Genomic DNA, 13,460 nt, shown 5'->3' with positions numbered 1-13,460 from the left:
TCGCGGCCGTGGCAAATGCTCGTTGCCGAAAGATTCTCACACTCTGAGGAGCGCGTCTTCGCGCGTCTCGAAGGATGAATGCCACCAGTCGGTCGGGCCGCATGGTTCGAGACGGTACATTCGCGCCTCCTCACCATGAGGGTCCAATACACAGACTCCATTCACCAACTGGAAACTCCCTCGCCCTAGATTCTGCCGCGCTACCTCTGGGGGAGGGGATCTTGATTGTCTCGACCGTCGCGGCAAAGCGCCGCGCGTTGTTCGTCGTTGCCGTGACGCTGATACTGGCCGTTTCGAGCTTCATTACGAAGGCTTGGGCGGCCGGCGCCTTCGCCATCGGCAAATGCGGCGCCTATGGCCAGGCCTACGACTATCCCGCCGAGGCAGCGGCGCGTGCCGCGGCGCTGAAGCAATGCAAGGGCGCCTGCACGGCGGTGACCATGAAGCGGGCCTGTGCCGCGCTCGCGGTCGACATGACCAACCCCTGCGGCGCCCACGGCTACGCCGTCAAACCCAGGATTTCGAGCTCGCTCAACGCCGCGACGAAAAAGTGCTACGAATTCGGCGGCAAGGAATGTGTCATCCGCGCCTGGGCCTGCGACGCCAAGGGGTGATAGGTTGCCCCTCCAACCCTCAAGCCTATCGGTAATTCGCAAATGCAATTCGACACCAAGATCGCGGTCGTGATCCGGACCGATCTCGAAGCCTGGCAGAAGCTCAACGTCGCGTCCTTCCTCGCCGGCGGCATCGCGGCCGCCTTTCCGGAATGCATCGGCGAGGCCTATGGCGACGCCTCGGGCACGCAATATTTGTCGCTGATCGGCCAGCCGATCCTGATCTACGGCGCCGACCGCCCGGCGCTGTCGCGGGCGCTGGAGCGCGCGCTGGCCCGTAACGTCGCGCCCGCGGTCTATACCGAGGACATGTTCAGGACCACGCATGACGCCGCCAACCGCGAGGTGGTCAAGGGCGTGATCCGCGCCGATCTCAACCTGGTCGGGATCGCCATGCGCGCCGAGCGCAAGGTGATCGACAAGATCATCGACGGGCTGAGGTTTCACAGCTAGCGCTTCCACGCCTGCCCGGAAGTTCGGTATGGTGGGAGCCGGATGGTCCCGGAAAAGGGCCGCGCCCCTTGCGCCAATGGATTGTAATCGAAGGAGTAAGCACATCATGAAACGCCGTACGTTCCTCCAAGGCAGCGCCGTGGCCGGCGCGGCGACGCTAGTGGCGGCACCCGCGATCGCGCAAGGCGCACCCGAGATCAAGTGGCGGCTGACCTCGAGCTTTCCGAAATCGCTCGACACGATCTACGGCACGGCGCAGACTTTTGCGAAATACGTGGCTGATGCCACCGACAACAAGTTTCAGATCCAGACCTTTTCGGCGGGCGAGATCGTGCCCGGCCTGCAGGCGCTCGATGCCGTGAGCAACGCCACCGTCGAGATGGCGCAGACGCCGCTCTATTTCTACATCGGCAAGGAACCGGCGCTTGCTTACGCCACCGGCGCGCCGTTCGGCATGAACCACCGCCATCAGCATTCCTGGTGGTCGTTCGGCGGCGGCGCCGAACTCTGCAACGAGGCCCTGAAACCATTCAAGACGCACGCGATCCTGTGCGGCAATTCCGGCACGCAAATGGGCGGCTGGTTCCGCAAGGAGATCAAGACCGTCGATGATCTCAAAGGCCTCAAGTTCCGCATCGCGGGCATGGGCGGCCATGTCCTCTCACGGCTCGGCGTCGTGCCGCAGCAGATCGCGGGCGGCGATGTATATCCGGCGCTCGAGAAGGGGACGATCGATGCGGCGGAGTTCGTGGGCCCCTACGACGACGAGAAGCTCGGCTTCTACAAGGTGGCGAAGTACTATTACTTCCCCGGCTGGTGGGAAGGTGGCGCCATGCTGCACATGATCGTCAATGAGGAGAAGTGGAACGCGCTGCCCAAGCAGTACCAGGCGATCCTCAACCAGGCCGGTGGCGCCGCGGGCGCGTGGATGATCGAGAAATACGACAGCGTCAATCCGGCCGCGCTGAAGCGGCTCGTCGCCGGCGGGGCTGAGCTGCGCGCCTTCCCGCAGCCGGTCATGGAGGCCTGCTACAAGGCGACGCAGGACCATCTGAACGAGATCGCCGAGAAGAGCCCGCTGTTCAAGAAGACCAAGGAGAGCCACGACGCCTACATGAAGGAAGTGCTCTTCTACACGCAGATCGCGGAAAACTATTACGACAACTACCTGCTCAGCAAAATGCGCAAGGGCTGAGCGGCAGGTCGATCGGAGAGGGGGCGCGAGCCCCCTCAGCTGGCGCGGGCGCCGTATCCGCGCATGTCTTCGATCCAGCGCAAACGCTTCTTCTCGTCGGCGAAAGTGAGCCCGTAAAGGCTCTCGCGAATCGGCTTGATGCCGGCAAAACTCAGCATGCTGCGCTCGAACGCCCGCACCCCGAAGGCGCCGAAGTACCATCGATACAGCATCACCGGCATGCCCATGGTCACGACGATGCGGGCCGAGCGCCCGGCGAGCAGACGTCTTGGGAACTGCTTTTCCCGGTATTCCATGGCAAAGCCCGGCCGAAAGATGTGCTCCAGGAAGCCCTTGAGCAGGGCCGGCATGGTGCCGTGCCAGAGCGGAAAAAGAAAAACCCAATGCTCCGCCCACCGCATATCGTCGCGGGCCGGTACGAGAGCCGCCGGCAACTCGCCGGACTCAAAATCCGCCTGTGTACGTAACAGCGGAAACTCCAGCTTCGCGACCTCGATACGTCGCACCTGGTGCCCCGTTGACGCCGCGGCCGCGGCATAGGCGTCGGCCATCGCGTTCAGCAGGTGACTGCCCGCCGCATCCGGATGGCCTTGAATGATGGCAATACGCTTCGTCATTCGATGCCTTTCCGTTCGCCGAGGCCCGTTGTGCAGAACTCATCCGAAGCCAGGACTGGCGTCGCGTCCTTGATCCAGGTCAGGATGGATGCAGCAGCGCAGCCTCGCGGTTGATCTTGCGGCGCCGGCGCAAAACGCAAATACTTGTCCCAGCCGGGCTCCCGAGGGGAAGCCGGCCAAGAAAGCCCGGGAGCGGGCGAACAGGGAGAGAGACATGGCGCACGGACGCGGGGCCACTGCGGCTGGAGGCAATCAATTCGACACCGACCGTTTCAACTCCAGCCGGCGCAGATTTCTCGGCGGCTCGGCGCTGGCGGCACTAGGGGCGGCCATCGGCACGCTGCCCTTCTCGCAAGGCGGCATCGGCATTCCGCAGGCCCATGCGCAGGCCGCGTCTCCGGCTCCCGCCAAGGGACCGCAATACCTCAAATTCCCCGGCAAGAATGAAGGGCTCGTCGTGCTCGGCGAAAAACCGCTGGTCGCGGAGACGCCGGAGAGCCTGCTCGACGACGACACCACGCCGATCGAGAAGTTCTACATCCGCAACAACGGACAGATCCCCGAGGAGGCGAAGGATCCCGACGCCTGGAAGATCACGATCGATGGCGAGGTCAACAACAAGATCGAGGTCACCCTCGGCGAACTCAAGTCGAAATACAAGGCGGTGACGCGGCGCATGGTGCTGGAATGCGGCGGCAACGGCCGCGCGGGTTTCTCGCCGCCGGCGCGCGGCAACCAGTGGACCAATGGCGGGGCCGGCTGCGCCGAATGGACCGGCGTGCCACTGGCCGAACTGCTCAAGAAGGCCGGCTTGAAGCAAAGTGCAAAATACACCGCGCATTATGCGGCCGACCTGCATCTGTCGGGCGAGGCCGGCAAGCCCAGCATCTCGCGCGGCGTGCGCATCGAGAAGGCGCTGGACCCGAACACGATGATCGTGTGGGCCATGAACGGCAAGCCGCTGCCGAACATCCATGGCGGGCCGGCGCGGCTGATCGTGCCGGGCTGGGCCGGCTCGGCCTCGCAGAAATGGCTGACGCGCATCACGATCCGCGACCGCGAGCATGACGGCCCCGGCATGACGGAGTTTTCCTATCGTACCGCGATCAAGCCGATGGTGCCCGGCGGCAAGGCCGATCCGGCCAACTTCCGCATCCTGGAATCGATGCCGGTGCGCTCGATCATCACCAATCCGGCGAACGGCGCGAAATTCGCCGCCGGCACCAGGGAGCTGAAGCTGCGCGGCGCCTCCTGGGCCGGCGATCTAACAGTGAAGCAGGTCGACGTATCGCTTGATTTCGGCGCGAGCTGGCGGCGCGTCACGCTGGAAAAGCCGAAGAACAAGTACGACTGGCAGCGCTGGACCGCGACGGTGAAACTGCCGACCGACGGCTATTTCGAGATCTGGGCGCGCGCCACCGATTCCAGGGGCGCGATGCAGCCGCATCAGGCCGGCTTCTGGAATCCGCAAGGCTATGGCGGCAACGCCATGCACCGCATCGCCGTGCTGGTCGGATGATGCCGCGCCTGACGTGGCTTGCGCTGGCCGCTGCGCTCTGGATCGCACCGGCCAGCGCACAAACGACGTTCACGCCACGCGATGAAAGTCCGGAGGAGTTCGTTGCCGGCGCCGGCCGCAACGAGACCTTCTATGCCTGCACCGCCTGCCACGGCTTTCGCCTGGTGGCGCAGCAGGGCATGACGCGCGCGCAATGGGAGGATTCGATCAACCTGATGGTCCGCCGCCACAGCATGCCGCCGCTCGACCAGAAGGATCGCGACGTCGTGCTGAACTATCTCGAGACCGCCTATCCGCCACGCGCGCCGGCGGGCAGGGGAGGCTGGGTCAATCCGTTCGCGAAGTGAGCGGTCAAGACTCACGCGGCCGTGATCGCGAAACACCACTGATTCGCGTGGCTCGCAGCGCCATGCGTATTCGATGTTACAGCCATGTGATTACGCCCTGCATTTCTGCGCGGAGCGGTTCAAAATTGATGCATGGCTGCGACGAATTTGGCCTCGCATTTGTCGACACCAATACCTATTTCTCGTGCCAGGGGATGGATTCGCCCACGGACAACTCCGATTAAAGGAGCCTATCCATGGCGAACGTACTCACCACTGGGGCCTCGTTTTTTGCCCCTGCACCAAAGCCCTCATTTCTCTCTCGACTGTTCCGCGTTTATCTCGAAGCCCGGCAGCGGCACGCTAACCGTGCGGTCGAACAGTATCTTGCTGCCCGCGGATTCACGCTGACCGATGACGCAGAGCGCGACATCGAGCGCATCCTGGCCAACGGGGGACGTCAGCCATGATCACGCTCATTCTCGTGCAATTCGCAAACTCGCTCACCCGCTTCGGCAGGGAGGCCTATGCCACGTGGCACGAAGCCCAGCGGCTTCGTCGCCGCCTGCTTCCCGGGCCGACCGACGAGTAGGCGGTCGTGCCGACCCTCATGATGGAGCGCCGGTTCTGCACAGCTCAGAACCGGCGCTCAAGCGAACGCTTGACGCGCTTCCGCTTCAGGCCAGAATGACCGGCAGCTTTGCGGGAGCCGGTCACATGAGGTTTTTGATTACTGCGCAGGATACCGCTGGAAACGTCACCCTCAACCGGGAGTCGGGTCCGGCCGCGTTGAAGAAAGCCAGCGAGCTGATGTCGGATGGTTGCTGGAACGTCGAGATCGTCACGCCCGACGGCGCCACCTATCAGTCGGGCGAGTTCGAGCAGTTGCGCGAGCGGGTTGGCGCGGCGGCCCCGTGATATCGCTGATGACGACAGTGTCGTAGCCCGGATGAGCGCAGCGACATCCGGGAATTCATCCCGCATATCGCGTTGCTCATGCGGGCTACGGTCTACCTGCCGAGTTGATCAGCCCGGCGCGCCGCTGACATAGGGAATGCTGGCGACGACGGCGAACAGCACGACGGCGTTGGACAGCATGCCGCCCCAGTGCAGGCGGCGCAGCTGGCGTACTGCATCGGGATTGCCGGCATCCCTGGCGCTGAGCTCCGCATTCCATCGCTGCATGAACCAGCCGCGCCCCCAGATCGCGATTGCCGCGATCAGGGCGATGCCGACGACGAAGGCCGGCCGTCCCGCCACCGCAAAGGCTATCATTCCGATGACGGCAGCAATGCGCAGCATCAGGAAGTGCACGCTGAACATGCCGCCCAGCAACTGCGTGACGGGCGGGATGTCGAGCTTCACCAGCAGAAAGGCAGGCGAGGCCAGGAAGAAATAGCCCATCGGGAACAGCAGGATCACAATGGCGGCCAAGGCCATTCCGTCTGGCGTCATGGGATCACCCCTTCTTCTTCATTCTCGAGCAAGGGCCTTTCAGCGGCGGCCTGCAATGATGCCGCCGGCTGTCTTGTACCATTGGGCTATGGTCGCGGCTACGCTTCAGCCGCGCTTGCCGCCGAGCGAGACGGAAATCGTCGGTGCATTGTCCTCAGGGCATCGGCGCGTTCAGCCGCTCGCCGATGACCTGGTAGAGACGCGACGCGATCACCGCGATCAGGGTCGTTGTTATCAGGAATAATGTGCCGAGCGAGAGCAGGCCTGCGACCATTCCAGTCAGGCTTCCTGGCGTCATCCATGCCTTTAGCAGGGCCACCGAGGCGATGCCGAGCAATCCTATTGGAATGAATGGCAGCATCGTAACCGCAATCGCATACCAGATGCGATTGCGTGTATCGCTGATCGCATTCTGCCAGCCGGCTCCCGGTGCATCCACAGCCACCGCCGGAAAAAGCACGAGAAGTTCACGGAGGATGACAGTGGAGTGCGTCGCTCTTTGCGCCAGCAAATGACGGGGAGGGCGCGCCTCGAGCAACCAACCCCGCATCTGTGGGATGGCCACGGCAACACTCAAAACCTTCAATGCGGCCCGGACCTCGCCCGCGCCGGTCACGCCCATGTGAGAGCCGCCGTCCAACGGAAAATTGACAATGACTGACCAGTCAGTCATATATGAATCATGAAAAATGAAGCTGCCAGGAGCCCTCGAAAATACGCCGCAAAACCTGCTGGCCGCCGGCGCGCGCCGCCAAGCCCGGCCGCCAACCGCGCCGAGCGCGCGGCCGAGCGGCGTGGGGCGATCATCGAGGCGGCGATGGACGAGTTCATCGCGCGCGGGTTCGCGGCGACGCGGCTCGACGACGTCGCCAGGCGCGCCGGCGTCGCCAAGGGCACGATCTACCTGCATTTCAAGGACAAGGAATCGATGTTCGAGGAATTGATCAGCACCGCCATCGTTCCGCTGGTGGTCCGCCTCTCATCGACGCCGCCGCCGCCGGGGGCGTCGGTTCGCGACATGGTGGAACTGTTCGCCAAAAATTTTATCGCCGAGATCGCGACCACAAGGCGCGGCGATATCGTGCGGCTGATCGTGGCGGAGGGGCCGCGGTTTCCGGCGGTGGCCGACTTCTATTATCGCGAGGTCGTGACGCGAGGGCTCGCCGGAATGCGTGCGCTCATCGAACGCGGCATCGCGAGTGGGGAGATCAAGCAGAAGAAGCTTGCCGAGTTTCCCCAGATCTTGGTGGCTCCGGCGATGATTGCCGTGATCTGGCAGAGTCTTTTCGCCCGGCACGCACCGCTCGATGCGATCGCGATGTTTCGCGTGCATCTCGATCTGATTTTTGGCGAACGGAGGACGACATGACTTCGTCGCGAGCGATAGCGGTCCTGGTCGCACTGGCGCTGGCTATCGTGCTCGCCGGCTGCAAGGAGCGCAGGGATCCCGGCTTTCAGGGCTGGGTAGAGGCCGACATGATCTTTGTCAGCCCGGACGAAACCGGCCGTGTCATCAAGCTCAATGTGCGGGAGGGCGACGAGGTCAAGACCGGCGACTTGCTCTATTCGGTCGACGACGAACTGCAGCAGGCCGATCTCTACCAGAGCAATGCGACGCTGGCCAACGCCCAGCAGGTCTATGATCGCGCGGCGTCGCTGAGCAAGACGGGTTCGGGCACCCAGGCAACGCTCGATTCCGCGCTGTCGGCGCTGCGCGTTGCGGAAGCCCGTGTCAACACCTCGAAAACCAGGCTCGCGCGGCGCAAAGGCTTCGCGCCGGTGGCCGGTACGATCCAGCAGATCTATTTCCGCGAGGGCGAGATGGTGCCGTCGCAACGGCCGGTGCTGTCGATCATGCCGCCCGGCAACATGAAGCTGCGCTTCTTCGTGCCGGAGACCGAATTGCCGAAGCTCGCGGTCGGCGACGAGGTGAAGGTGACCTGCGACAATTGCGCGGCCGATCTCACCGCAAAAATCTACTTCATCGCAACGACGGCGGAATATACCCCGCCTGTCATCTACAGCCTCGATGAACGCAACAAGCTGGTCTACCTGATCCAGGCGCGGCCGAGCCGGCCGGACGTGCTGCGCGTCGGCCAGCCGATCAGCGTGTTCCTCAATCCACGGACGCCGGTGGCGGACAAGCGATGAACGCAGCGCCCGCAGCAGCCCCCGACATCGCGATCAATGTCGAAGGCCTTTCAAAATCGTTCGGCGGCCGTGAGGTCGTGCACGATCTTTCGATGCAGGTGAAGCGCGGCTCGATCTACGGCTTCCTCGGACCGAACGGCTCCGGCAAGACCACGACGATCCGCATGCTGTGCGGGCTTTTGACGCCGGATGCCGGCGAGGGCACCTGCCTCGGCTACGACATCCGCCGCGACGCCGACAAGATCAAGCGCCAGGTCGGGTACATGACGCAGCGCTTCAGCCTTTACCAGGATCTCTCGGTGCGCGAGAACCTCGAATTCGTCGCACGGCTTTACGGCCTGCGCGACGCGCGCGCCGCCGCGGCCGACATGATCCGGCGCATCGGCCTGGGCGGCCGCGAGGAGCAACTCGCCGGTGAGCTTTCGGGCGGCTGGAAGCAGCGGCTCGCGCTCGGCGCCTGCACGCTGCCCAGTCCGCAACTGCTGCTGCTGGACGAGCCGACCGCCGGCGTCGATCCGAAGGCACGACGCGATTTCTGGAACGAGATCCACGCGCTCGCCGCCGAAGGGCTGACCGTGCTGGTCTCGACCCACTACATGGACGAGGCCGAGCGCTGTCACGAGATCGCCTACATCGCATATGGCCACCTGCTGGTGCACGGCACGGTGGACGAGGTGATCGCGAAATCGGCGCTGTCGACCTGGACCGTCTCGGGCGACGACCTCAACGGGTTGGCGACCGAACTTGCCGGCAAGCCTGGCGTCGACATGGTGGCGCCGTTCGGTACCAGCCTGCACGTCTCTGGCCGCGACAAGGCCGCGCTCGAGGCGACGATCGCGCCGTACCGGGAGGCGGGGAGGTGGCACTGGCAGGATAGCGAGCCGTCGCTGGAAGACGTGTTCATCGACCTCATGAACCGCTCAAAGGACAATTTCCAATGAGCGCGACCGACAGCGCCGTTCATCCCGTTGGCGAAGTGAGGGAGCCGGCCTTCGGCTTCTGGCGCCGCAGCTATGCAATGCTGGTCAAGGAATTCATCCAGCTTCGCCGCGACCGCGTCTCGTTTGCGATGATCGTGATGATCCCGGTCATGCAGTTGCTGCTGTTCGGCTACGCCATCAACACCACGCCGCGGCATCTGCCGACGGCGGTGCTGGTCCAGGAGGACAGCGACCTCGCGCGCTCGGTGCTCAAGGCGATGGAGAATACCAGCTACTTCCGCTTCACCCGCGAGGTGCACAGCGTCGCCGAGTTCGACGACCTCCTGCAGTCCGGCAAGGTGCTGTTCGGGGTCGAGATCCCGCGCGGCTTCGAGCGCGCGGTGCGGCGCGGCGACCGTCCGGCGCTATTGGTCGCCGCCGACGCCACCGATCCGGTCGCGGCCGGCTCGGCGCTCGGCTCGCTCGGCGCCCTGGTGCAGACCGCGCTGGCGCACGACCTTCACATCGGCGATCCGCCCGAGATGCCGTTCGAGATCAGGGCGCATGCGCGCTACAACCCTGCGGCGGAGTCCCGGCTCAACATCGTGCCGGGGCTGGTCGGCACCATCCTGACCATGACCATGCTGATCTTCACCGCGCTGTCGGTGACGCGCGAGATCGAACGCGGCACCATGGAGAGCCTGCTGTCGATGCCGATCAGGCCGGTGGAGGTGATGTTCGGCAAGATCATCCCCTATGTGATCGTCGGCTTCATCCAGGCGACGCTGATCGTCGGCATCGGGGTGCTCCTGTTCGGCGTGCCGATCCTCGGTAGCGTGGTCCTGCTCGCGGTGCTGACGACGCTGTTCATCACCACCAATCTGTCGATCGGCTACACCTTCTCCACCATCGTGCAGAACCAGTTGCAGGCGATGCAGCTATCGATGATGTTCTTCCTGCCCAGCATTCTCTTGTCCGGCTTCATGTTTCCGTTCGCGGGCATGCCGGTCTGGGCGCAATATCTCGGTGAAGTCCTGCCGCTGACCCATTACATCCGCATCGTCCGTGCCATCATGCTGAAGGGCGCCGCGCCTTCCAACCTGCAATACGACACGATTGCACTCATTGTACTGATGCTGGTGGCGATGACGATCGCGGTGACACGCTTCCGTCGCACGCTTGATTGAGGTTATACATCTCACAGTCATTCCGGGGCGATGCGCAGCATCGAACCCGGAATCTCGAGATTCCGGGTTCACGCTCCGCGTGCCCCGGAATGACAAGGGGCAATTATGTTTGGGCTCTGGGGCAAGAAAGAAGACATCCAAGACACCGGCGTCTCGGCTGATTTCCAGCGCGCGTTGACGCACGAGGTGATGTCGACCGAACTGCTCCGCGTCAAGGCGCTGATCGGAACGACCGTCGTGCTGTCGGTCATTCTCTGGACCGTCTATCTCCTTGCACCGGAGACGGTCAGCGAGGTCTGGCATGGCAATCTCAAGCCGCGCTACCTCTATTCGGTCATGGTGCCGTTCGTCCTGTTCGAATGGTGGGTGCACGGCGCGATCCAGCGGCACATGCGCCAGGGCCGCGACCTGCCGCTGTACCGGCGATATCTCGGCGCACTGATCGAAACCTCGATACCGACGGTGGCGCTGGCGCTGCACATCAACGCCATGGGGTCGGTCGCTGCGCTCGGCTTCGTGGTCCCGATGACGTATTTCATCTTCATCATCCTCTCCACGCTGCGGCTGGATTTCTGGCTCTCCGCCTTCACCGGATTCGTCGCCGCGGCACAGCTGTTTGCGATGGCGATTTTCTATCATCCGGACCCCGGCCAGGAAGTCAGCGTCTTCTATCATGCCGCGCGCAGCCTGATCCTGCTGATCGGCGGCGTGCTCGCGGGCGCTGTGGGTCATCAGTTGCGACGCCAGTTCGAGAAGAGCATCATGGCGGCCACCGCGCGCGACCGCATCACGAACCTGTTCGGCCAGCACGTCTCGCCGCAGGTGGTCGAGCGCTTGATGGCCGAGGGCACGAAGACCGACAGTGACATCCGCCGCGTCGCCGTCATGTTCGTGGACTTCCGCAGCTTCACGGCCGGCGCGCGCACCCGCACGCCGCAGGAAGTCGTGAACCGGCTCGACGGCGCCTTTGCGATCCTGGTCGAGATTCTCGATCGCCACGGCGGCATTGTGAACAAGTTTCTGGGCGATGGCTTTCTGGCGCTGTTCGGCGCGCCGCTCGAAGCGCCGGACCCGGCACACCGCGCAGTCGCCGCCGCGCGCGAAATGCTGGAGGCCAATGCGCGTGTCAACGAAGCTACGAGCTGGCCGCTACGCATCGGCATCGGCATTCACCTCGGAGAAGTCGTCGCCGGTAGCATCGGCTCGCCGCGGCGCAAGGAATACACTGTGATCGGCGACACCGTGAATTTCGCCTCGCGGCTCGAGGCGCTCAACAAGGATTTCAATTCGCAGTTCCTGATCTCGGAAGCGGTCCACGAAGCGCTCGGCGACGCCTGCGGCGATGCTGTCTCACTCGGCGAGGTCGAGGTCAGGGGCTATGAGCGGCCGATGGCCGTGTGGCGGCTGGGATAGGAGTATCGAAATGGTCAGGCGTTACATCACGGTCGACGTTTTCACCGACCGCGCCTTTGGCGGCAATCCGCTTGCCGTGGTGCTCGACGCCGGCGGGCTGTCGACGGAGCAGATGCAGGCGATCGCGAGGGAGTTCAATTACTCGGAGACGACCTTCGTGCTGCCGCCGCGCGATGCCGCACACGACGCGCAGGTTCGCATCTTCACGGTGAACCGCGAGATACCCTTCGCGGGCCACCCCAATGTCGGCACCGCCTTCGTGCTGGCGACTGAGGCCGCCAAGCCGCCGGCGCGGCTGTTGTTCGAGGAGGAGGCCGGACTGGTGCCGGTCGAGATCGTGACCGAGCAGGGCAGGGTCGTCAGCACCGAATTCACGGCGCCGCAGCCCTTGAAGCGCCTGTCGCTAGTCAGTGCCGAGCAGGCGGCGGCGCTGCTCTCGCTGCCGGCAGGCGATGTGCGAACCGACCGGCATCCGCCGCAGGTCATCTCGGTGGGATTGTCCTTCATCGCCGTCGAACTCGCCTCGCGCGAGGCGCTGCGGCGGGCGAAGCCGAATGCGGCGGCATTCGAAAAGACGTTCCCGTTGGACGGCAGCGATGCAGTCTATTTCTATACCCGCGATGTGCCACCGGGCGAAAGGCCATGCGAGTTGCAGGCGCGGATGTTCCATCCCGGTTCGAGTGGCCTGTCCGAAGATCCGGCCACCGGCAGCGCGACGGCGGCGGCCGCGGCGCTGCTTGCCGATCTCGACGCTACCAGCGATGGCGAACTGAAACTGAAGATCGGGCAGGGCGTCGACATGGGCCGCCCGAGCCTGTTGCTGACGCGTGTCCGCAAGCAGAACGGCAAGGTCGCGTCGATCCATGTCGGCGGTGCGTCCGTGAAGATGATGGAGGGAACGTTCCGGCTGGAAGGGAAGGGGTAGTTGTTCGTAGCCCGGATGGAGCGCAGCGCAATCCGGGGCAGGTCGATCCGCTTGCGGCACCGTTCCCGGATTGCGCTGCGCTCCATCCGGGCTACGGCTCTACACCTGCGGCGCGACCAGATTCTGCACCTTCACCCCATCGCGTTCCTCGATAATCTCCGCGATCCAGTGCCGGTGGCAATGCGTGTGGTCGCGTTCGTAGCAGAGAATGCAGACCGGCCCCGCCTGCTTCACCAGCGCCGACAGCTCGTCGAGTTCCTCCCTGGCTTGCGGCGTTTTCAGGTGCTTCGAATAGATCCGGTGCATCAGATCGTACTTGCCGCTGCGCGCCGCCAGGCGGCCCTCCTTCGGCGTGCCCAACTCCCTCAGATGCAGATAGGAAATGCCGCGTTCGTCGAGCCCCGCCGCGAGCTGGTTCTTGGAGAAGCCCGGGCGCCGCGAGGAGGCCACGGCGCGGACATCGACCAGAAGCTTGACGCCCGCCTGCTCCAGTTCGTCGAGCACGGCCCTGGCCGGCGTCTGCTCGTAGCCGATGGTGAAGAGGCGTTTTGTCCTGCGGGCCATGTCGATATCCGCTGCGCTGATCTGTCATCGGTAAAGCTAGGGTAGCGCGGCGATGATTGCCATATGTCGCGTTGCCGCCGGATGTGGCCTGTCGCATAGTCCCAACAAAGAGCCTGTCGAA

Annotated in this window: 18 protein-coding genes; 14 read left to right on the top strand and 4 right to left on the bottom strand. The window is 64.1% G+C overall.

All coding sequences use genetic code 11. The features are described from left to right. Positions 1–224: 224 nt before the first annotated feature. From V7E26_RS17970 to V7E26_RS17960, 3 genes are all read left to right on the top strand, one after another. Positions 225–614 (top strand): DUF4189 domain-containing protein, encoded by a 390-nt coding sequence (locus V7E26_RS17970; protein WP_324418438.1) that lies wholly within the window; start codon positions 225–227, stop codon positions 612–614. A gap of 42 nt (positions 615–656) precedes the next feature. Next, positions 657–1,067, top strand: coding sequence for a DUF2000 family protein (locus V7E26_RS17965; protein ID WP_324418433.1), 411 nt, complete (start codon positions 657–659; stop codon positions 1,065–1,067). Positions 1,068–1,173: 106 nt separating this feature from the next. After that, positions 1,174–2,262, top strand: a complete 1,089-nt coding sequence (locus V7E26_RS17960; RefSeq protein ID WP_324418431.1) for a TRAP transporter substrate-binding protein — start codon at positions 1,174–1,176, stop codon at positions 2,260–2,262. Between the two features lie 35 nt (positions 2,263–2,297). Here the strand turns inward: V7E26_RS17960 and V7E26_RS17955 are convergent, their stop codons facing one another. Continuing rightward, positions 2,298–2,879 carry an NAD(P)H-dependent oxidoreductase gene (locus tag V7E26_RS17955; RefSeq protein ID WP_324418429.1) on the bottom strand — a complete coding sequence of 194 codons (582 nt, stop codon included), beginning with the start codon at positions 2,877–2,879 and terminating at the stop codon, positions 2,298–2,300. Positions 2,880–3,093: 214 nt separating this feature from the next. Here V7E26_RS17955 and V7E26_RS17950 point away from each other — a divergent pair, with 214 nt between their 5' ends. The 5 genes from V7E26_RS17950 (at position 3,094) to V7E26_RS17930 (ending at position 5,642) form a co-directional block, all read left to right on the top strand. After that, on the top strand, positions 3,094–4,398 hold the full coding sequence (locus V7E26_RS17950; protein ID WP_324418427.1) for a sulfite oxidase: 1,305 nt from the start codon (positions 3,094–3,096) through the stop codon (positions 4,396–4,398). Beyond that, positions 4,398–4,745: a hypothetical protein gene (locus V7E26_RS17945; protein WP_324418425.1), complete on the top strand. Its 348-nt coding sequence runs from the start codon at positions 4,398–4,400 to the stop codon at positions 4,743–4,745. The genes V7E26_RS17950 and V7E26_RS17945 overlap by 1 nt, the downstream gene beginning before the upstream one ends. 236 nt (positions 4,746–4,981) lie before the next feature. After that, on the top strand, positions 4,982–5,194 hold the full coding sequence (locus tag V7E26_RS17940) for a hypothetical protein (RefSeq protein WP_324418423.1): 213 nt from the start codon (positions 4,982–4,984) through the stop codon (positions 5,192–5,194). Continuing rightward, complete coding sequence (locus tag V7E26_RS17935; RefSeq protein WP_324418421.1) at positions 5,191–5,316, top strand: hypothetical protein; 126 nt, start codon at positions 5,191–5,193, stop codon at positions 5,314–5,316. Before V7E26_RS17940 ends, V7E26_RS17935 begins: the two co-directional genes overlap by 4 nt. 125 nt (positions 5,317–5,441) lie before the next feature. Continuing rightward, positions 5,442–5,642, top strand: a complete 201-nt coding sequence (locus tag V7E26_RS17930; RefSeq protein ID WP_324418419.1) for a hypothetical protein — start codon at positions 5,442–5,444, stop codon at positions 5,640–5,642. Between the two features lie 108 nt (positions 5,643–5,750). On the opposite strand, the gene V7E26_RS17925 is transcribed toward V7E26_RS17930, so the two are convergent. Then, the gene (locus V7E26_RS17925; RefSeq protein ID WP_324418417.1) at positions 5,751–6,179 is read right to left on the bottom strand and encodes a hypothetical protein; all 429 of its coding nucleotides are present in this window, start codon (positions 6,177–6,179) and stop codon (positions 5,751–5,753) included. A 154-nt stretch (positions 6,180–6,333) separates the two neighbouring features. Continuing rightward, positions 6,334–6,852, bottom strand: a complete 519-nt coding sequence (locus V7E26_RS17920; RefSeq protein WP_324418415.1) for a hypothetical protein — start codon at positions 6,850–6,852, stop codon at positions 6,334–6,336. Positions 6,853–6,861: 9 nt separating this feature from the next. On the opposite strand from V7E26_RS17920, the gene V7E26_RS17915 reads away from it, so the two are divergent. The 6 genes from V7E26_RS17915 (at position 6,862) to V7E26_RS17890 (ending at position 12,775) form a co-directional block, all read left to right on the top strand. Then, positions 6,862–7,548, top strand: a complete 687-nt coding sequence (locus tag V7E26_RS17915) for a TetR/AcrR family transcriptional regulator (RefSeq protein ID WP_324418413.1) — start codon at positions 6,862–6,864, stop codon at positions 7,546–7,548. Further along, on the top strand, positions 7,545–8,330 hold the full coding sequence (locus V7E26_RS17910; protein WP_324418411.1) for an HlyD family secretion protein: 786 nt from the start codon (positions 7,545–7,547) through the stop codon (positions 8,328–8,330). The genes V7E26_RS17915 and V7E26_RS17910 overlap by 4 nt, the downstream gene beginning before the upstream one ends. Further along, positions 8,327–9,271, top strand: a complete 945-nt coding sequence (locus tag V7E26_RS17905; protein ID WP_324418410.1) for an ABC transporter ATP-binding protein — start codon at positions 8,327–8,329, stop codon at positions 9,269–9,271. Before V7E26_RS17910 ends, V7E26_RS17905 begins: the two co-directional genes overlap by 4 nt. Beyond that, complete coding sequence (locus V7E26_RS17900; RefSeq protein ID WP_324418408.1) at positions 9,268–10,437, top strand: ABC transporter permease; 1,170 nt, start codon at positions 9,268–9,270, stop codon at positions 10,435–10,437. The genes V7E26_RS17905 and V7E26_RS17900 overlap by 4 nt, the downstream gene beginning before the upstream one ends. A 105-nt stretch (positions 10,438–10,542) precedes the next feature. Beyond that, entirely contained in the window at positions 10,543–11,850 is a 1,308-nt protein-coding gene (locus V7E26_RS17895; RefSeq protein WP_324418405.1) for an adenylate/guanylate cyclase domain-containing protein, read from the top strand. Between the two features lie 10 nt (positions 11,851–11,860). Continuing rightward, a complete protein-coding gene (locus V7E26_RS17890; protein ID WP_324418403.1) occupies positions 11,861–12,775 on the top strand; it encodes a PhzF family phenazine biosynthesis protein in 915 nt (304 codons plus the stop codon). Positions 12,776–12,874: 99 nt separating this feature from the next. On the opposite strand, the gene V7E26_RS17885 is transcribed toward V7E26_RS17890, so the two are convergent. Further along, a complete protein-coding gene (locus tag V7E26_RS17885) occupies positions 12,875–13,339 on the bottom strand; it encodes a DUF488 domain-containing protein (RefSeq protein WP_324418401.1) in 465 nt (154 codons plus the stop codon). Positions 13,340–13,460 lie beyond the last annotated feature (121 nt).

This window comes from Bradyrhizobium sp., from assembly GCF_036735945.1.
GTDB lineage: Bacteria > Pseudomonadota > Alphaproteobacteria > Rhizobiales > Xanthobacteraceae > Bradyrhizobium.
This window is presented reverse-complemented; position numbering and strand designations above follow the sequence as displayed.